10 protein-coding genes are annotated in these 19,374 nt (G+C 67.5%); 5 read left to right on the forward strand and 5 right to left on the reverse strand.

Annotated features, from left to right (window positions below):
• The first annotated feature begins 265 nt into the window (after positions 1–265).
• Positions 266–700: a hypothetical protein gene (locus DLM85_RS07970; RefSeq protein ID WP_111477585.1), complete on the forward strand. Its 435-nt coding sequence runs from the start codon at positions 266–268 to the stop codon at positions 698–700.
• Positions 701–877: 177 nt separating this feature from the next.
• Here DLM85_RS07970 and DLM85_RS07975 read toward each other — a convergent pair whose 3' ends face one another.
• Together DLM85_RS07975 and DLM85_RS07980 are read right to left on the reverse strand one after the other, a co-directional pair.
• Complete coding sequence (locus DLM85_RS07975; RefSeq protein WP_111477586.1) at positions 878–1,300, reverse strand: carboxypeptidase-like regulatory domain-containing protein; 423 nt, start codon at positions 1,298–1,300, stop codon at positions 878–880.
• 305 nt (positions 1,301–1,605) lie between these two features.
• Positions 1,606–2,937 (reverse strand): NAD(P)/FAD-dependent oxidoreductase, encoded by a 1,332-nt coding sequence (locus DLM85_RS07980; protein WP_111477587.1) that lies wholly within the window; start codon positions 2,935–2,937, stop codon positions 1,606–1,608.
• Between the two features lie 207 nt (positions 2,938–3,144).
• Between DLM85_RS07980 and DLM85_RS07985 the strand changes: the two genes are divergently transcribed.
• From DLM85_RS07985 to treF, 3 genes are all read left to right on the forward strand, one after another.
• Entirely contained in the window at positions 3,145–3,534 is a 390-nt protein-coding gene (locus DLM85_RS07985) for a hypothetical protein (RefSeq protein ID WP_111477588.1), read from the forward strand.
• 70 nt (positions 3,535–3,604) lie between these two features.
• A complete protein-coding gene (locus DLM85_RS07990; protein WP_111477589.1) occupies positions 3,605–4,612 on the forward strand; it encodes a glycoside hydrolase family 43 protein in 1,008 nt (335 codons plus the stop codon).
• A 130-nt stretch (positions 4,613–4,742) separates the two neighbouring features.
• On the forward strand, positions 4,743–6,314 hold the full coding sequence (treF, locus tag DLM85_RS07995) for an alpha,alpha-trehalase TreF (RefSeq protein ID WP_111477590.1): 1,572 nt from the start codon (positions 4,743–4,745) through the stop codon (positions 6,312–6,314).
• Positions 6,315–6,379: 65 nt separating this feature from the next.
• Here treF and DLM85_RS08000 read toward each other — a convergent pair whose 3' ends face one another.
• Together DLM85_RS08000 and DLM85_RS08005 are read right to left on the reverse strand one after the other, a co-directional pair.
• Positions 6,380–8,023 (reverse strand): glycoside hydrolase family 28 protein, encoded by a 1,644-nt coding sequence (locus DLM85_RS08000; RefSeq protein WP_111477591.1) that lies wholly within the window; start codon positions 8,021–8,023, stop codon positions 6,380–6,382.
• 241 nt (positions 8,024–8,264) lie between these two features.
• A complete protein-coding gene (locus tag DLM85_RS08005; protein ID WP_111478034.1) occupies positions 8,265–10,073 on the reverse strand; it encodes a M61 family metallopeptidase in 1,809 nt (602 codons plus the stop codon).
• Between the two features lie 599 nt (positions 10,074–10,672).
• Between DLM85_RS08005 and DLM85_RS08010 the strand changes: the two genes are divergently transcribed.
• The gene (locus DLM85_RS08010) at positions 10,673–12,850 is read left to right on the forward strand and encodes a T9SS type A sorting domain-containing protein (RefSeq protein WP_133256960.1); all 2,178 of its coding nucleotides are present in this window, start codon (positions 10,673–10,675) and stop codon (positions 12,848–12,850) included.
• 246 nt (positions 12,851–13,096) lie between these two features.
• Here the strand turns inward: DLM85_RS08010 and DLM85_RS08015 are convergent, their stop codons facing one another.
• Complete coding sequence (locus DLM85_RS08015; RefSeq protein WP_165822059.1) at positions 13,097–18,721, reverse strand: Ig-like domain-containing protein; 5,625 nt, start codon at positions 18,719–18,721, stop codon at positions 13,097–13,099.
• Positions 18,722–19,374: the final 653 nt, after the last annotated feature.

Genomic DNA, 19,374 nt, shown 5'->3' on the forward strand with positions numbered 1-19,374 from the left:
GGAGGGGAAAAGCGTGAAACAATAGGTGCGTACGAAGCAGAAGGGCGGCAGCGGGGTGCCTGGAGCGAGTGACAACAATATGCAGGATATATACGATGGATACAATATAAATTATGATAAAACATCAACCGAGAACCGCGGGCTGGCCGGGCGCCGTGCGGTTGGGGCGCGGGCGTGCCGCCGGGCCCGGCCGGCGGCCGGGCGGGCGAAGCCGTCGGGGCTTTTGGGCTGATGCGTTACCTTGCGGCCTCGACGTGCTATTGCCATGCTGTTATTGCCCTCGCCGGAGTTCCTGCAGATTGTTTACCGGGTTGAGCTGAACGTGCTCGTTGGGCGCTGGATGCAACCCGTGACGGCCGACGAGCTGCGGGGCGGCTACCTGGCCTTGCTGGAAGCGGCCAGCACGCGCCAGTGCCGGTGGTGGCTGGTTGATGGCCGGCGGCGGCTGCACTCCCACAAGGCCGACTCGCGCTGGATGATGGACGAGTTCTTCCCGCAGCTGGCGCCGCGTCTGGGCGGCAAGGTGTACCTGGCCTACCTCTTCACGCCCACGCACCTGGAGGAGCTGCAGGCCGATGCCAGCGTGCCGAAGCTCACCTATTTCGATGACCGGCCCTACCAGGTGCAGCGCTTCATCGAGGAGCAGGCGGCGATGCGCTGGCTGGCCCAGCAGCAGACACCGCCGATAACCAGCGCCTAGGCTGTGCGGGCTGGCTAAACGCTTACCCAAGCTGCTACTGTCCACACACCCTGGAGGACGGGTGCTGTGCCAGCCACGCTGCCTGGCCGCATCGGCCAGCCGCCCCACGCCGCGTGACGAGCCGGCAAGCAGCAGGACATCATTTTGAGGTTAATGCCGGTCCGGCGCCTGGCGCGGCTATTCCTCTGCCCGTCCGACGGCCAGCAGCTTGCCGTTGTGGCGGCCGCCGTGCTTGATGCGGGTGCCGGGCAGCAGCTGTAGCGTCACGGCGTTGGGAGTGCCCGGGCGCACGGCCAGCTCCGCCTCGGTGTAGCCGAGCAGGCTCACGCGCACCTGCTCGGTGGGGCGCGTGCTGGGCAGCGAGAACAGACCGTCGGCGTTGGTGCTGCACACGTGCCGAGTGCCCTTGATGATGATGGTGGCGCCGGGCAGCGGCTGACCGTCTTCGTTGATAACCTGCCCTCGGATAACCTGGTCCGCCTGGTTGGCGGGTAGGCCCGGGGCCACGGGGCTGGCGGGTAGCGAGGGCGCGGTTTGGGCAAAGGCAGCCGCCAGCGGAAAAGCCAGGGCCAGGGCGGTCAGAGCGAGGGTGGGGCGCATGATAATATGGTGTTTGTGGTTTATTGTTGAATAAAACTAATCTTAATAACTATTATATACAAATAAAAATTAGATAAAGTAAAAAAGTGCAGTTCTGCGTTTTTCCTGAGCCGGCCCTTGGCCCGGGGTTTTTCGGCAACGGCAGCGCTTGGCCCGTCAGCCAGGCCAAGCGCCCGGGCCGGTCGGGCGGAACTCATCAGGTACGGAAACGCGCCTTGCCAAAGGGACAGCAGCGGTCATCCGCCGGCGGCCCGTCCCGCCGAACGCGCAACCGCCCCGGCCGGTGGGGCGCCCGGGGCGGCTGATTACACGATGGCTTTTTCGGTAGTGGCCTCCACTGGCACGGGCTCCCGGGTGCGGCCGATGATGTAGCGCCGGCCCTTGTCGAAGGTGAAGTAGCTCCACGTCCAGTTCAGAAACACGAACAGGCGGTTGCGGAAGCTGATGAGCGACATCAGGTGGACGAACATCCAGATAAACCAGGCGAAAAAGCCCTGGGTCTTGAGGTCCTTGCCGAGCAGCTTGATGTCGGCCACGGCGTGGTTGCGGCCGATGGTGGCCAGGGAGCCTTTGTCGTCGTAGCGGAAGGGCTGCAGGGGCTGGCCGGCCAGCAGGCGCTCCAGGTTGTGGGCCAGCAGGCGGCCCTGCTGCAGGGCGGGCTGGGCCAGCATGGGGTGCCCGTCGGGGTACTCGGCCGACTCCATGGCGGCAATGTCGCCGATGGCGAAGATGTTGGGGTGGTCCTGCACCCGGTTGCAGGCGTCGACGGCGTAGCGGCCGCCCTTGCGCAGGCACGCGGGCGGCAGGCCCGCCACCGGGGCGCCGGCCACGCCCGCGGCCCAGATGAGCGTGCGCGTGACGAGCGTTTCGCCGGTGCTGAGCGTGACGGTGTAGCCGTCGTAGGATTTCACGCGCTTGTTCAAGTGCACCTGCACGCCGAAGCGCTCCAGGTATTCCAGCGACTTGCGCGAGGCCTCGGCCGACATGCCCTTCAGCAGCAGGTCGCCGCTCTGGATCAGGTGAATGTCCATCTGCCGGAAGTCCAGCTCGCGGTAGTCCTTCGGGAAGACGTGCTTGCGCAGCTCGCTCAGGGCCCCCGCAATTTCGACGCCGGTGGGTCCGCCGCCCACGATGACGAAGTCGAGCAGGGAGTTGAGCTGGTCTTCGTCGCCGAGCTGCAGGGCTTTTTCGAAGTTCGACAGCACCGTGTTGCGCAGCTCGATGGCGTCCTCCACGCTTTTCATGGCAATGGCGTTGCGCTCCATCTGCGCGTCGCCGAAGTAATTGGTGGTGGCGCCGGTGGCCAGCACCAGGTAGTCGTAGCGCACCAGCCCGATGGAGGTTTCGACCACCTGCCGGGCCGCGTCGATGCGCTGCACCTCGGCCAGGCGGAAGTAGAAGTTGTCCTGCTCGTCGAGGATTTTGCGGAAGGGCGACACCACCGTGTCGACCTCCAGGCTGGCCGTGGCCACCTGGTAGAGCAGGGGCTGAAAGGTGTGGTAGTTCTGCTTGTCGATGAGCACCACCTGCACCGGGGCGTGGCGCAGGGCCTTGGCCAGCTCCAGGCCGCCAAAGCCGCCGCCCACGATAACCACGCGGGGTTTGCCAAGGTCTTCGATTCGGGCCAGGCCTTCCATAAGCAGCGGGGGAGTAAGTGGTGAGGTGGGCAATGATACGGCCCGGCCGCGGGAAGGGCTGCACCGGCGCGGCTTCGGCCGCCGAATGCGGGCGAAATGAACCGGAAATCATGCAAGCGCCTTACAGTAGTACAATGGCCGGCTGACAGGTGTGCCGGCCGGCCGCTACCTTTACCAGCGGCCGCTTCGGCCGCTTTGCTCCCGCCCATGCGCTTTCTGGTTGATACTCCCGGGCTGGTCATCAGCCACGACGCCGCCAACGACTGGCTGTACTGCGACTGGCGCGGGCAGCACGATCAGGAGTCGTCGCAGGCGGCGTGCCTGCTGATGCTGGAGGCGCTGCGCGGGCAGCCCTGCCGCAAGATTCTCAACGACAACTCCGGCGTGACGCGGCAGACCATGCAGCTCACGCTCTGGGGCGCGTGGTGGCTGGAGGAAATGACCGCCGCCGGGTTGCAGTACCTGGCCTGGGTGTTTCCGCGCGACTTTATGATGCGGCAGCACACCGAGCAGGCCCTGCAGCACATGCAGCGGCCGGTGGTGGTGGCCTTCGACGACGTGGCCTCGGCCTACGTGTGGCTGCAGCAGCGCCCGTAGCGGACCGCCCACCTCGGCCGGAACCCCGCCCGGGCACGTACTGCTAAGCCTGCACCCACGCCGCTTTGCCATGCCCCTTGCTCCCGGCCGCTACCGCAACCCCGTCCTCGACGCCGACTTCCCGGACCCGACCATCATCCGCGCCGATGACGGCTGGTACTACGCCTACGCCACGCAGACCAAGCGGTTTGGGGGGCGCATCGTGAACCTGCAGGTGGCCCGCTCCCGCGACCTGGTGCGCTGGGACTACCTGGGCGAAGGCCTGCCCGAAAAACCCCGCTGGGCGCATACCACGCAGGAAATCTGGGCCCCGCACGTGAGTGCGCACGACGGCCGCTACTACCTCTACTACTCCGCCGAGCCCGACCACGGCCCCGGCCTGTGCCTGGCCGTGGCTACCGCCGCGGCGCCCGCCGGCCCGTTCGTGGACAGCGGCCGGCCCTTGCGGCAAACCGGGCTGCCGGGCTTTGCCGACATCGACCCGATGGCCTTCGACGACCCCGCCACCGGCCGCCGCTGGCTGTACTGGGGCTCGGGCTTCGGGCCGCTGCGGGTGCAGGAGCTGGCCCCCGACCGCGTGAGCTTCCTCGTCGGCAGCCAGCCCCTGGAGGTGCTGCCCGCCCGCCCCGACGACGCGCACCACTACCAGCGCCTGATCGAGGGCAGCTGGGTGATACGGCGCCACGACTGGTACTACCTGTTTTACTCCGGCGACAACTGCTGCGGCCCCGACGCGCACTACGGCGTGCTGGTGGCCCGCGCCCGCACGGCCACCGGCCCGTTCGAAACGCTGGCCGAGGCCACCGGCGGCCCGGGCACCATCCTCGAAGGCTCCCGCGACTGGCACGCCCCCGGCCACAACTGCGTGGTGACGGACGCGGCCGGGCAGGACTGGCTGGCCTACCACGCCATCGACCCGGCCCAGCCCACCTTCAACGCCATCGATGCCGACCAGGGCTACTCGCGCCGCGTGATGCTTCTCGACCGGCTGGAGTACTCGGCCGACGGCTGGCCGCGGCTGAGCACCGGCGGCGTGGCCTCGCGCTGGCCCGTGGCCGGGCCGGCGCCCGCGGCGTAGCGCGAACTTGCCGTTTGCGTATCGTTGCTGATGTGGTTATGCCTGGCGTCCGGTCGACTGTCGTTCGAGGATACGCGAACGGCAAGTTCGCGCTACGACGCGGGCGGCTCTGACCCCGTATTCCTGTCTTATGACCCGACTCGCTCTTTCCTGCCTGACCCTGCTGCTGACCGCGCGAGTGGCCCTGGCGCAGCCTTCGCCGCGGCAGCTGTACCCCACCCTGTTCGAGGCCGTGCAGCTCGGCGGCGTGTTTGCCGACAGCAAAACCTTCGTGGATGCGCGGCCGAAGCTGGCGCCGGCCGATATCGAGCGGGCCTTTGAGCAGCAGCGCGGGCAGCCGGGCTTTCAGCTGCGGCGCTTCGTGGAGCAGCATTTCGCGCTGCCCACCGCGCCCACCGACGCCTACCGCAGCCGCCCGCAGGCCGGCCTGCGCCACCACCTCGACACGCTCTGGACGGTGCTTACGCGCCAGCCCCAGGACTCGGTGGGGCGCTACAGTTCGCTGCTGCCGCTGCCGCGGCCCTACGTGGTGCCGGGCGGGCGCTTCCGGGAGGTGTACTACTGGGACTCGTACTTCACCATGCTGGGCCTGCGCGAAAGCGGCCGCACGGCGCTGATTCGCGGCATGGTCGACAACTTCGCCAGCCTGATCGACCGGCAGGGCTTCATCCCGAACGGCAACCGCACCTACTACCTCACCCGCGCGCAGCCGCCGTTTTTCGCCTCGATGGTGGAGCTGCTGGCCCAGGTGCAGGGCGACTCGGTGCGCCTGCGCTACCAGCCCCGGCTGCTGCGCGAGTACCAGTACTGGATGGCCGGGGCCGACTCGCTGCGGCCCGGTGAGGCCGCGCGCTGCGCCGTGCGCCTGCCCGGCGGCGAGGTGCTGAACCGCTACTGGGACGCCGGCGACTACGCCCGCGAGGAATCCTACGCCGAGGACGTGGCCACCGCCCGCCAGAGTCCGCAGCCCGCGCCGCAGTTCTACCGCAACGTGCGCGCCGCCGCCGCCTCGGGCTGGGATTTCAGCACCCGCTGGTTTGGGGCGGGCGCCGCGCTGGCCGGCATCCGCACCACCGAGCTGGTGCCCGTCGACCTGAACTGCCTGCTCTACGGCCTCGAAACGACGCTGGCCGCGGGCTACCGCCGGCAGGGCGACCCGGCGCAGGCCCGGGCTTTCGAGCAGCGGGCCGTGGCGCGCAAAAAAGCCATTCGGCGCTACTGCTGGGACGCCCGGCAGCAATGGTTTGTCGACTACGACCTGGCGGCCCGCCGGCCGGCGCCGGTGCGGACCCTGGCGGCCGCGTTTCCGCTGTACTACGGCCTGGCTTCCCCGAAACAGGCCCGGCAGGTGGCCGCCGGCCTGCAGCGCGACTTTCTGAAGCCCGGCGGCCTGGTGACAACGCTCACGCGCAGCGGGCAGCAGTGGGACGCTCCCAACGGCTGGGCCCCGTTGCAGTACGTGGCCATCGAGGGGCTGGAGCGGTACCGGCAGCGGGAGCTGGCGCGCACCGTAGCCACGCGCTGGGTGGCGCTGAACGTGCGCGTGTTCGGGCAAACGGGCAAGCTGCTGGAGAAATACAACGTGGAGGATGCGGCCCTGACGGCCGGCGGCGGCGAGTACCCCACCCAGGACGGCTTCGGCTGGACCAACGGCGTACTGCTCACCCTGATGAATCGGTACCACATCGGGCCGGCAAAGTAGCCCTGCAGGCCGCGGCGGGTGTGGGTTGGGGCCGGGTTAGGCGGTCCTTCACCCGAGCGTCAGGCCTACCGCCCGGCGGCGGCCGGCGCCCAGCGGCGGCCGGGCCAGTTGGCAGGGCGGACCGGGGTGCAGCGCCGAAATTCGATGGCGGCCGAACTGTCGCCGGCCACGGTGGTGGTCAGCGCGCCGCCGGGCACCTGGAACTGCACGCGGTCGAACAGCACCTGGCGGGTGTCGAGCAGGCTGAGGCGTGCGTCGGTGGTCTGGATGCGGGCGCGGCGCACGGTGAAGCCGCGCACGTCGGCGGCGGTAAAGAGCTTCTGGGCGCGGATGTCGAGGTTTTCGAGCAGCACGTCGCGCAGCGGCGTTTCGGGAATGGCTTCCACCTTCACAAACTGGCTGGCCTGCTCCACGAGGATGTCGCGGGCGGTGATGTGGGCGAAGTGCGGCGTGAGGGCCGTGACGGGGCGGGCGGGCAGGCGGCTGGCCAGGCCGCCCACGTGCGTCGCGCTACCGAGCATGTCCCAGTGGAAGGCGGTGGCCTTCAGGTTCATGCGGATTCGCTCGTAGGTCAGGTTTTCGCCGCCGCCGCCGCGGGGCCGGCGCGTCTTGAAGCGGATGCCCACGCCGGTGTTGTCGAATACGCAGTCGTGCACGTAGAGGTTGCGGATCATGGCGGCCGTTTCGCTGCCGCAGGTGATGCCGCCGTGGCCTTCGCGGGCCAGGCAGTGGCGCACCACCACGTTTTCGGTGGGCCGGTTCACGCGCAGCCCGTCCTCGCCCCGGCCGGCCTTGAGGGTGAAGCAGTCGTCGCCGGCGCTGAGGGTGCAGTACTCGATGAGCACGTTGCGCGAGGATTCCACGTCGATGCCGTCGCCGCGCTGAATGCCCACGGAGTTGACCGTCACGCCCCGGATGATGACCCCGTCGCAGTACACCGGCACGATGTTCCAGAAAGCCGTATTTTCCAAGGACACGCCCTCGATGTACACGTCCCGGCAGTTGATGGGCGAAATGAACATGGGCGGGAAGATGATGCCGCCGTCGTGGCCTTCGTACACGCGCTGGGCCACCGGCGTGCGGGCCAGCACCACGTTTTCCACCACGTCGTGGGTCATCGTCTGCCGGCGCACCGAGCCGCCCTGAGCCGGCCCGATCAGCCGGCCCCGGCCGGTCACGGCAATGTTCTGCTGGCCGTTGGCGTAGAGGCACGCGCCCAGCGACATCACCTCCACGCCCTCGGTGCGGGTAAACACGGCCGGGCGGTAATCTTCCACGGCGCCGCTGAAATACAGCTCGGCGCCGTCCTCGAAGTGCAGGTTGACGTTGCTTTTCAGGCTGATACGGCCGGTGTGCCACTGGCCGGCCGGCACCACCACCGTGCCGCCCCCGCGCCGGCTCACCTCGTCGAGGCAGGCCTGAATCTGCGCGGTGACTTGGCCGCCGGGTTGAGCGCCGCGCTCGGTGATGCGCAGGGTGTAGGCCGGAAACGTGGGCTTGCGGAACGGCGGCATGGCAAACGGCGCCTTCACCGGGGCAATGTCGGCGGGCAGCCGGGCGGCGCCCACCTGCTCCCGGGTGGGAATGGTGGCGGAGAGGCCGGCGGGCGGGCCGGGGCGCAGTGCGGCGCAGGAAGCGGCCAGCAGCAGCCCGGCGAGGCAGACGACCAGGGAGGGGAGCCGGCAAAGCCGGGGCGGGTGGGAAGACATGCGGTGGGGCGTGGGCGCCGCGCCCCGGCTGCCCGGCCCCGAAGGAGCAGCCGGACGAGCAGGGGCGGGGCGGCGGTGGGAATACGCACGAAGCGGCGCGGAAGTAAACCAACGGCCCCGGCGGGGCAATACCGTCCTGCACCATCCTGACGCCCGCCCGCGAAAAGCATGCGGGCCGCGCTCCGCCGCCACGTGGTGCAGGAGCGCGGCCCGAATCAGCCGGCCGAGAGGGGCGGCTGGCTTACAGGTTTTTCAGCCAGGCCTGGCGCAGGGCCAGTTGCTGGGGCGTGGCCTGCGGATCGACGGCGAAGTAGAAGCGCTTGGTTTCGTCGCGCTCCACCGTGCGGCAGCGCACTTTCTTTTCCTTGCCCTCGCGGCTGATGGTCAGCTCCACTTCCTCGCCGGGCTTGCCCGACTGCATGGCCATGATGGTCTGGCGGAACGTTTCCAGGGTAAGCGGCGCGCCGTTGTAGGCCACGAACTGGTCGCCCGGGGCCACGCCGCAGGCCTGCAGCGTGGCACTGACCTGGGCAAACGCCAGCCCGCCGTTCTTGGGAGCGTAGCCGTTCAGGCCGAGGGAGCCCAGCTTGCGGCCGGTGCGGTACACGGGGGCGTACTGCACGCCCACCTTGCTGTAGTACTCCTGCAGGGGCAGCGGCTCGGCGTTTTCCACGTAGCGGCGGAAAAAGTCGCGGATTTCGGGGTAGGTCAGCTTGGTGAAGTCGTCGAAGAAGTTCTGCTCGCTCACCGGCTTGCTCGGGCCGTACTGCTTGGCCAGCTCCAACAGCACCTCGCGCAGCCCGCGCTTGCCGCCCGACAGCTCCAGCAGGCGCAGGTCGAGCAGGGCGGCCGTCATGGCCCCGCGCTGGTAGATGTTGCCGTACTGCTGCTGGCCTTCGTCGGAGAAGGAGTTCAGGCCCAGCTTTTTCAGCGAGTAGGTGGTGTCGGCGCGCAGGTGGTCGTAGGCCACTTTTTCCTGCAGCGTCCGCAGGTAGTCATCCAGGGAAATCAGCCCGCCGCGCAGCTGCATCATGTGGGCGGCCCACTCGGTGGTGCCCTCGTACAGCCACAGGTGCTGCGAGCCGGTGGGCTGCACGAAGTTGAACTGCTCGATGATTTCGGAGTGGATGTTGAGCGGCGTCACGATGTGGAAAAACTCGTGCGCGGCCATGTCGGTGATGCTCTGCGCGTACTCGGGCGTGAGCGGCTGCTCCTTCAGGGTGTACTCCGAGCTGTAGGAATGCTCCCAGGCGCCCTGGCTCTGGTCCTCGAAGTGGTAGAGGAAGGCGTAGCGCTTCACCGGCAGCTGCACCAGGAAGCTCTGGGCGGCGCCCAGCATCTTCTGCATGGCGCCCAGCAGCGGCTCGGCCTTGATCTGGTCGGTTTTGGAGTAGCAGTACAGGGCCACTTCCGCGTCGCCGAGCTTGGTGGTGGCCTGCGTGAGGCGGCCCAGCAGAATGGGCGAGTCCACCGCGTGGTCGTAGTTGTTGGCGTGGTAGTAGCCCTGCGCGTCGGGCGTGAGGGCCGAGCCGGCCTGCCAGCCGCTGGGGTAGTTGATTTTCAGCCGCAGCGGGGCGCTCTGCATGCCCTGCGGGTAGCCCAGGATGGTCTGCCCGTTGAGTAGGGCGTGGTCGGCTTCGAGCGAGGAGCCGCACATGCGGTAGATGCGGTGCTCCTTGACCGGCGTATCCCAGGTTTCGGCAATGGTGTAGCGGATTTCGCGGGTTTTGTCGGGCTGGGCCAGCTGCCACTGGTTGGTGCTGAGCTGCTTGCTTTCCAGGGGTTTGCCCTTGGCGTCGAAGGCCTGGAAATTGCGCACAAAGCGGCCCATGTCCATCACCTGGTAAGTGCCGGGCGCGGTGGAGGCAAACTGGTAGATGGTCTGGTCCTTTTTGAGCTTCTGGGGCAGCTGCAGCGTCACCTGAAACTCGTCGGTGGATTTGGCCGGGTCGATGGTCACGGTGTAGGTCAGCTCCTTCGGGGCGGCCTGGGCCGCGAGGCCGGTGGAAAGCAAAGTGGCCAGCAGGCCGGCGCGCAGCGCGTGTTGCATGAGCAGGGGAAGAATGGGAAACGGGTGCAAGGATGCAAATTCGGCGGCAATGTTGCGCCGAAGCGGGCCCGCGCGCAGACGGAGCCTGCCGCTGGGCCTGGCCAAGCCGGATTCGGCCCGGCTCCGGCCGCCCGCCCTCCGGCATGCCCCTGCTTCGCCCGCGGCTAACCGGCGTCCGGCCGCCCGGCCGCCCGGCGCCTTTGCAACGCCCGCGGCGGAACGTCGAACGGGCCGTGGCACCGGTAAAAGCCCCTGGAATAAGCCGGCATGCTGCCCAAACTGCCGCGGCTGCTCTGCTGGTCAGTAGCTTATCGTGATTTTGTAACTATCGGAAGAATGAGGGGGCGCGGGTGTGAAAGCAGTAAAAATGGTTGAGTACAAAAAAATGGCCTGGTCAGGGCTGCTGTTTATTTTTCGAGACAGCACCTGAATCGTAGGCCTTAACCAGTAAAATGAATGATATAGCAAGGAATATGGGTAGATAATAGGGTTTTTACAAGAAAGTCGTAGGATGTGCTATTGCGCGTGCTGAGCCCGGTTATCTACATTTCGGTGCAAATCTGATTTGCCTACTCGCGCCACTCCTTTCCTGCACTGCTATGAAAACAACTTGTACTCTTGCGGCCCTGGCCGCCGGGCTGAAACGTGCCCATGCCTTAGCGTTATTGGGTTTCTTAAGCAGCACGGCGGCCCTGGCCCAAACTACCCCCGCCTTTCCCCGCAACGAGCCCTTCAAAGGCAGCGCGGCCACCAGCTTCACCTTCGGCGGCGCGGCCCGCCTGACCGGCACCGGCGGCACCGGCAACGACGCCGTGGGCCAGGGCTACCTGCGCCTGACCGACGCGCTGACCAACCAGGCCGGCTACGCCATCGACAACATCGGCTTCCCGGCCGGGGCGGGCTTCACCATCTCGTTTGAGTTCTTCAGCTACGGCCGCACCACCGCCGACGGCGCCGACGGCTTCAGCGTGTTCCTCGTCGATGCCAACCAGCCCAGCGGCGGCTTCCGCATCGGGGCCTCGGGCGGCTCGCTGGGCTACGCGCAGAAAACCATCGACCCGGTGTCGGCCGGCGTGACCAAAGGCTACATCGGCATCGGCATCGACGAGTTCGGCAACTACTCGGCCGGCACCGAAGGCCGCTCGGGCGGCAGCCCCGCCGTCGACGCCAGCGGGCGGGTGCCCAACGGCGTGGCCATCCGCGGCGCCGGCAACGGCTCGGCCGGCACCGACTACCCCTACCTGACCGGCACCGCGCCCGGCGCCCTGGGCTTCGCGCTGGATGTGCCCACTGCCCGCGCCCAGGCCGGCTCGGCCGACTACCGCCGCGCCTACATCGACGTGGTGCCCACCACCGCAGGCAGCACCACCACCTACCGCATCACGGTGCGCATTCAGCACGGCGGCGCGGTGCGCACGGCCATCGAAAACTTCCAGGTGGCCACGCCCCCGCAAAACCTGCGCCTGGGCTTCGCCGGCTCCACCGGCGGCAGCACCAACGTGCACGAAATCCGCAACCTGAACCTGGTGCAGGTGCCCTTCGCCGCCGACGACGCGGCCACCACGGCCTACAACGCGGCCGTGACGGTGCCCATCCTGAGCAACGACGTGGCGCCCGGCAGCAACATCGACCCGGCCACCGTGGACCTGGACCCCAACACGGCCGGCGTGCAAGCCTCGCTGGCGGTGCCGGGCAAGGGCACCTTCGCCGTCAATGCCCAGGGCGTGGTCACGTTTACGCCCAGCGGCAGCTTTGCCGGCACGGTGGTGGCGCCCTACACGGTGCAGTCGGTGCTGCGCGGCGACTACACCTCCAGCCCGGCCAACATCAGCGTGACGGTGCAGGGCGCCGACGTGGCCACCACCGTGAGCGGCCCGACCGCGGCCACGGCCGGCAGCCTGATTACCTACGCCATGCGCACGGCCAATGCCGGCGGGCTGACGGCCACCAGCGTGGTGCCCAAGCTGCAGCTGCCCGCCGGCCTGCCCGCCGCCAACGTCACGGCCACCGGCGGTACCTACGACCCGGGCAGCGGCTGGGTCACGTTCGGGCCGATCAGCTCCCTGAGCGCCACGGCCGCGCCCGTCGACAACACGGTGACGTTCCGGGCGCCCACCACCGGCCCGGTCGACGGGCTGGCTACGGCGGCCTCCTCGGCCGTCCCCGACCCCATCGATACCAACAACTCGGCCACCGTCACCACGGCCATCGGCGCGGCCCCGCTGCCCGTCACGCTGACCGACTTCACGGCCCGCGCCCAGGGCGCCGACGCGCTGCTGACCTGGCACACGGCCCAGGAGAAAAACAACGACCGGTTTGAGGTGGAACGCTCCCGCACCGGCCGCGAATTTGAGCGCGTGGGCACGCTGCCCGGCCGCGGCAATGCCACCACCGTGAGCGAGTACCGCCACACCGACCCGGGCGCCGCCCGCGCCGGCGCCGGCACGGTGTACTACCGCCTGCGCCAGGTGGATTTCGACGGCACCGCCACCTACTCCGAAGTACGCGCCGTGCAGTTCGACGCCCAGGCCGCGCCCGCTGCCGTGACGCTCTACCCCAACCCGGCCGCCGAACAGGCTACGCTGGACCTAAGCCGCCTGCCCGCCGCCCGTTACGCCGTGCGCATCCTCGACCTGACGGGCCGCCTGGTGCAGGAGCAAGCGGTGAGTGGGGGCAGCCAGCCGGCCCTGTCGCTGCGCGGGCTGCGGCCCGGGGCCTACGTGGTGCAGGTGCGCGGGGCGGGCCGGGTGGTGTCGTTGCCGCTGGTGCGCTACTAAGCATGCGGGCCGCCGCTTGGTGCACCGTACGGCATCGGGCGGCTGACGTCGGCGGGAACTGCCCGCCGACACCCTGCCACTTTCCCGCCACCCCGCCGATGCCGCCGTGGCCGGTGACGAATGAGTGAGCGGCCCGGTGCGGCCGCCGCGCCGGCCACCGCCGCATCAGCGGGTTTTCAAGCAAAAAGCCCCGGTTACGTGCAGTAACCGGGGCTTTTGCGTGGGGGCCGTTGGCGCGGCCGCAGCTTATTCCACTACCAGGCGCTGGGCCTGGCTGCCGGCGCGCACCACGTACACGCCCGTCGGCAGCGTGTCGGGCAGCGTCAGCTGGGCGGCGCCGCTGGCATCGGCGCGGGTGCTCAGGACGAGGCGGCCCACGGCGTCAAACACCTGAATGCCGGTGCCGGCGCCGGCGCCCGTCAGCTTGACGGCGGTGCGGGCGGGGTTCGGGTACAGGGCCAGCTGCGGTTTCACCGGGCCGGGCACGCGCACCGTGCGCAGGTCCGAGTAGGTGGTCGTGCCGTCGAAATCCACCTGGCGCAGGCGGTAGTACACCAGGGCCGCGCCGTAGCGGCTCAGGTTGCGGTCCGTCACCTGGTAGTCGTGGCGGGAGGTGCTGTTGCCCTGCCCGGTGCGGCGCTCCACCACGCTGAACTCGCGGCCATCCACGCTGCTTTCCACGGCGAAGTAGGCGTTGTTTTTCTCCTGCGAGGTGGCCCACTTGATCAGCGCGTCTTCGCCCTGGCGCTCGGCCGTGAAGTCGACCAGCGTCACCGGCAGCGGCGAGGTGCCGAGGGTGCCGATAACCGTCTGGCTGAACGAGGTCAGGTTAAACGTCACCGTACCCGAGGCGTTGGCAGCCGTGGCCGCAATGGGCGCGTCGAAAGCTCCGTCGCTGTTGCTGGCGCGCTTGAGCAGGCGCAGCGTGGTCGTCGGGCTGGCCGCGTCGGCCGGGCTGATATCAGTGGCGCTGAGCGTGTACGTCACGGCCGCGTTGGCGAAGCTGCCGGTGCCGTACTGGTTGATAATCCAGTACGCGGGCGTGTAGTAGTGCGCCAGGCCGCTCGGCTGGATGCCCTGGGGCCGCCCGTCGAGGCGGGCTACCGTCACTTCGAAGCTCCCCGACACGCCGGTGAAGTTGATGGCGGCGTTGGTGCCCGGGAAGGTGACGGTGCCGTTGGCACTGACCGCCTGCAGGCTGCTGGTGCCGAAGCCCACCGGGGCGGTGCTCGTCACGCGGGTGGCGCCCGTCAGCGCCCCCACTGCGCCGCTGACGACGTCGGTGGTCGAGGGGCCGCTGTCGTTGAACTGCAGGTACGATACCAGACCGTCTTCTGCGCCGCTGAGCGTCAGGTGGCGCAGCAGCCGCGCTTCCGTCTGGGTCAGGGTCTTGGTCCACTGGCTCACCTCGTCGATGTCGCCGGGGAAGTTATTGGCCGTCGTGCTCGTGCCTACGTTGCCGATGAAGTTGACGCGGTTGGCGGCCGGGCCGTTGCCCGTAGCGAAGTTGATTTCCGGCACCCCGTTGAGGTATACAATCAGCGCGCTGCCGGTGTACGTGGCCACCACGTGGTGCCACTGGTTGGCCGTTACGAGCTGCGGACTCGTCTGGCGGTTCACCGTGGCGCTGCCCGTGCCGAAGCCTGCGCCCAGGCGGCCGTTGCCCGTCACGTAGATGTAGGGCGCGGCTCCGTTGCCGGTGCCGTTGCCCAGCACGTAGTACGTCTCGCTGCCCGTGCCGATGGCCGGCTTAATCCACACCGACTGCGTGTAGGCGCCGCTCAGGGTCGGGGCCTGAGTGGGGCTGCTGCTGAAGTTCACGTAGCCGGCCGTGTTGTCGCCCGCAAAGCGTAGGGCCGTACCCGCCACGCGGTCGGTTTTGATGATGCGACGGTTGCCGGCCGGGTTGGTAACGGTGGGTGCGTACGCGGTGCCGCCGACGGTCAGGCTGGGCACGGTGGCGTCCAGCAGGTTGCCATTGGTGGCATTGGCCGCCACGTCGTACACCAGGAAGAAGTAGTTCGTGCCCAGCGCCAGTTGCTGCGTGCCCGCAATGGTAAAGCTGCCGTTCGGGTTGCTTACGGCGCTGCCGAACTGCGTGGTAGTTGCAAACGTGCCGCTGGTGCCGGTGTAGTACACCCGGGCCGCCGCAATGTCGGCCGGAGTGGTGCTGCCGCCGGTGGTGAACGAGAAGGATTGCGCGCTCAGCGGGTTATCGTTGCCGCCACCGATGACCACGGCCACGCGCAGAATCTCCTGGTTGGTGCTGCCCGCCGCCACGCGGTCGGTGTTGAGCTGATCAGTGGTGCTGCTGGTGTAGGTAGCCGGGTTCGGTACTACGAAGTTGTTGGTGTTGCTGTTCAGGCTGACGCCCTGCCCGCTGAGCTGAGCCGTGGCGTACACCGTGTGGCCGCCCACGGCCAAGGGCTGGTTGGAGGGATGAACCAAAGTCCAGTTACCGCTGCCATCGGCCGTAGTCGTGCCGCGGCTGGTGGCGTCCACGTACACCGTGACCGTGCTGCCGGCCGGGGCCGTGCCGCTGTAAGTAGGCAGGTTGCTGGCAACGGTGGTGCCGTTGGCGGGAGCTACCACCGTCGGCGCCGCCGTGCGAACGAACGTGACGCTGTACGAGTTGCTGGCCGAGTTCAGGGTGTTGTTGGCATCCTGGGCCACGCCCGCGCCCACGCTCACCGTGGTGGCCGAGCCGGGCGTGGCGGGCGTCACGTTGAAGGTGTAGGGGCCGGCGCCGCTGCCGCTGAAGCTGGCGCTGACCACGCTGCCGCCCGTCACCGTCACGTCGGCGGCGGTGAAGCTCGTGCCCACGCTCTGCGAGAAACTCACCGAGAAGGGAATCGGCGAAGTGCCGGTGGTGCCGCCCGAGGCGGCGGCCGAGGAGCTGACGGTGGCCGTCAGGGCCGGGGCCGTCACGCTGAACGAGGCCGAGGTAAAGGACTCGTACGTGGCGGTGTTATTGGGCTGAATGCTGCCCACGAACACATCGTTGACGAATACGTTCAGTCGCTGGTCGACCGCGGTGTAGTAACGCTGGGCCGTCTGGAAGTTCACCTGGTAGCTGCCCGTGGGCACGGCCAGGTTCTGCGAGATGCTGGCGTTGTTGTCGCCAGCACTCTGTATCAGGGCCACCGCGTCGCCGTTAGGCGGCAGGGGCTGGGTATGGCCAGCGACTTGGGAGTCGAAGAGGCTGCCATAGCGCGCCACGCCGGACGTGCCGGTGAAGCTCCAGGGCGCGGCCACCACGGCTACCGCGTCGGACGCCTTCCTGAAGCCGTTAGCCGGTACGTTGTTAGTTTCAAAGCTGCCGTTTTGCAAGCCGTTGGCCACCACCGTGCTCGTGCCGCTTTGCAGCACCTGCACCACGTCCACGAAGGCCGTCACGTCGCCGTTGCCGCTGGCGCTGCCGGCCGCCTGAATGCGCAGGGTAGGAGCCGCCGCAAAGTTCTTGGTGATGCTGTACTGCTCGCCGCTGGTGTAAGGTACGTTGGTGACCGTGGGCGAAATGCCGGAGCTGTTCTGCACGTTCAGCGTGAGCACGCCGTTGCCGGTGCCCGTATTCACCACCACCGTATAGGCGGTGCCCGAGCCCGAGACGCTGCTGACGCTGGCGCCGGTGTTGCTGGTCACGGAGAAGTTGCTGGTCGTCACGCCCGTCACGCTGCTGGCGAAGACCACCCGGTAGCTCACGGTAGCGGTGGCTGTGGGGTTAGGCGTCAGGCGCGTCACCGACACCACCGTGGTGTTGGGTTGGTTGTAGGTGATGCTGTACGGCGCGGGGGCGGCGGTGTTGAAGTTGCTGGCCGCGTCCTGGGCCACGTTGGCCGGCACGTTCACCGTGGTAGCCGTGCCGGGCGTGGTGGGCGTCACCGTGAAGGTGAAGACAGTGCCGGGGCTGGCGCCGTTGACCACGCCGCCGGTAATCGAGCCGTTGCTCACCGTCACGTCGCCGGCCACGAAGCCGCTCACGTTTTCGGAGAAGGTCACCGTGAAGGGAATGGGCGAAGTCGTGGTGGTGCTGCCCGAGGCGCCGGCCGTCGAGCTGATGGCCACCGCTGGGCGCGTGGTATCCACCACGAAGGTGTTGGTGTTGCTGCTGGGGCTGACGTTGCCGGATACATCCGTCGCGGTGGCGCGTACCGTGTGGCCGCCCTGAGCCAGGGCCGTGGGCTGCGTCAGGCTCCAGCTGCCACCCGCAGTAGCGGTGGTCGTGCCGATGCTGCTGCCGTCGACAATCACCGTCACCGTCGAGTTAGCCTCGGCCGTGCCGCTGTAGGTCGGCGTAGTGCTGCTGGTGCTGCTGCCGTTGGCCGGCGCCGTTACCACCGGGGCCGCCGGCGGCGTCGTGTCGACGATGAACGTGTTGGTGTTGCTGCTGGCACTTTGGGCCGAGCCGTTGATACTGGCCGTGGCCCGTACCGTATGGGAGCCTTCAGCCAGGGGCGTAGTTGGGGTAAAGCTCCAGTTGCCCGCTGCCGTAGCCGTGGCCGTACCCGCGGAGGTACCATCCACGATTACCGCCACCGTGCTGTTGGCCAGGGCCGTGCCGCTGTAGATCGGGGTGTTGTCGTTGGTCAGCGCGCCGTTGGGCGGCGTTAGCACCACCGGCGCGTTCGGGGTGGTCACGAACTGCAACACGCTGCCGTAGCTGGTGCCCACGCTGTTGGTGGCGTAGGCCGCTACGTAGTAGCGGGTGCCGGGAGTCAGGCCGGAAATAGCTTCGGAGAAAGTACCGGTGCCGTTGCCGTTGGTGTCCTGCGTGACGCCGCCTTCGCCGATGGTGGGCGTGTTATCGGTGCTGCTGTACACCACGCCGCGGCCAGTCACCGTGGCTCCGCCGTCGGCCGTTACGTCACCGCCCAGCACGGCGCTGGTGGTCGTCACGCTGCCGGGAGTGGCCGTCGTTACGGTGGGGGCTACTACCGGCGTACCGGTCAGTTGCAGGTTGTCGAAGGCAATGACTTCGCCCACTCCGTCGGACGAGACGGAAGTGGCATCGATGCGGAAATCCACCAGCTGGCCGTTGGCTGAAGCCGGCAGCGCGGCCGAGTACGTAGTCAGCGCCGGAGTCAGCTGCGCGCCGGCCGGAGCGCCCGTCGTGGTGTTGGGGTCGGCGTCGCGGGCCAGGTTGCCGGTGGTGCTGTTGCTGGTAGTGCTTTGGTCAGTGCTGCGGAACGAAATCAGCGGCACCCAGGTGCCGCTGCTGCCGCCGAGGCGGTAATACACCTTGACCAGCCCGTTACGCTCCCACACGTTGTTGGAGGCGGCCAGCTTCACCGAGAAATTCAGGTTGATGTAGCCGGCGGTGTTGGTTTGCCGGGTGATGAAGGTGCCCGTCCCGCCGCTGTAGATGCTGGTGCCGCTGACCCACCAGTAGTAGCTGTTGTTGATGCCCGTGATGGTAGTGGCCGGAAATCCGCTGGCGTGCCACTGCCCGTTTGGCTCCGAGGCCACGTTGGTGCGGATAAAAGCCCGGCCGTTGGCCATCAACCCGTCGTTGCTGGTATAGCGGGTGCCTTCGCCGTCGGTTTCCAGGTCCTCTTGGTACGGCATGCTCGCCGTCAGCAGTGTTGGAATTACGTCGATGGTGCGTTCCACCGGGGTGCTGGTGGCGCCTGCCGGGTCCGTTACCGTAAACCGGATTTTTCGGGCCCCTCCGATCGGGTCCACGTTGTCGATGTTCTGGTAGCGCACCGACTTCAGCACGGTTTCGTACTGCGCTTTCGTGGCCGTACCCGTCAGATTCAAAACGCCGGTCGCATTGTCGGGGGTACCGGTAATGCCGAACTGGCTGGTGTAAGTCAGGCGGTCCTCAGACGGAATAAAGTTTTGGGAAATGCTGACTTGGGCGCTGGCCATATTGGCGTCGTTAGCATCCGTTACAGTCAGCGAGGTGGTAACAGCAGTGGCCGGGTCACCTTCGGTGTAAACAAGATTCGCCGATTCGATCGAAAGTACCGGTATAGAGTTGTTGCTCAATACACCACTTACCCGGATGTTGTCGAAGGCAAACTCTTCACTCCCATTGTACTGCGCGGCAACAATGCGAGTTTGCATTGTCGAACCTGACCCTATCACATCAAAAGAGTACTCCGTTAAGGTGCTGCCGACAGTTGGCGAGCTAGCATCAGAGGCATCGTAGATGGCCGGCTCATTGGTATTATCCTGCCCTGTAAATCCGTTGCGGTTGGCGTCCTGACGCCAGTAGCCTCCGCTAATCTTGTCGCCCACAAACTGGCCTATCGTCGTCCAGGCACCAGTGTTGTTGAACCGCACTTGTACTTGGAGAGTGTCGTCCCGTTCCATACGGTCAAACAAGCGCGTACTGCGGCCCAGCATGAGGGTGAAGGCGACCTTCAGACTGCCGTAGCCGGCGACACTCACTGGCAGTAGTGTGACTTTACCAGACTTCCTAGGAGTAGCGTTGCGGTTTGATAAAGGGTTTGGAACTCCTTGCACGTCTTCTCCTATCCAGTAGAATGTGCCGTCGATACCGCTAGGATTAACGATGC

It is taken from the genome of Hymenobacter edaphi, assembly GCF_003258365.1.
In the GTDB taxonomy this organism is placed as follows: domain Bacteria; phylum Bacteroidota; class Bacteroidia; order Cytophagales; family Hymenobacteraceae; genus Solirubrum; species Solirubrum edaphi.

Bases quoted from the DNA above. Each gene is read 5' to 3' on its own strand.
- DLM85_RS07970 (WP_111477585.1), top strand. From the start codon at position 266: ATGCTGTTATTGCCCTCGCCGGAGTTCCTGCAGATTGTTTACCGGGTT.
- DLM85_RS07975 (WP_111477586.1), bottom strand. From the start codon at position 1,300: ATGCGCCCCACCCTCGCTCTGACCGCCCTGGCCCTGGCTTTTCCGCTG.
- DLM85_RS07980 (WP_111477587.1), bottom strand. From the start codon at position 2,937: ATGGAAGGCCTGGCCCGAATCGAAGACCTTGGCAAACCCCGCGTGGTT.
- DLM85_RS07985 (WP_111477588.1), top strand. From the start codon at position 3,145: ATGCGCTTTCTGGTTGATACTCCCGGGCTGGTCATCAGCCACGACGCC.
- DLM85_RS07990 (WP_111477589.1), top strand. From the start codon at position 3,605: ATGCCCCTTGCTCCCGGCCGCTACCGCAACCCCGTCCTCGACGCCGAC.
- treF (WP_111477590.1), top strand. From the start codon at position 4,743: ATGACCCGACTCGCTCTTTCCTGCCTGACCCTGCTGCTGACCGCGCGA.
- DLM85_RS08000 (WP_111477591.1), bottom strand. From the start codon at position 8,023: ATGTCTTCCCACCCGCCCCGGCTTTGCCGGCTCCCCTCCCTGGTCGTC.
- DLM85_RS08005 (WP_111478034.1), bottom strand. From the start codon at position 10,073: ATGCAACACGCGCTGCGCGCCGGCCTGCTGGCCACTTTGCTTTCCACC.
- DLM85_RS08010 (WP_133256960.1), top strand. From the start codon at position 10,673: ATGAAAACAACTTGTACTCTTGCGGCCCTGGCCGCCGGGCTGAAACGT.
- DLM85_RS08015 (WP_165822059.1), bottom strand. From the start codon at position 18,721: ATGGCCAGCGCCCAAGTCAGCATTTCCCAAAACTTTATTCCGTCTGAG.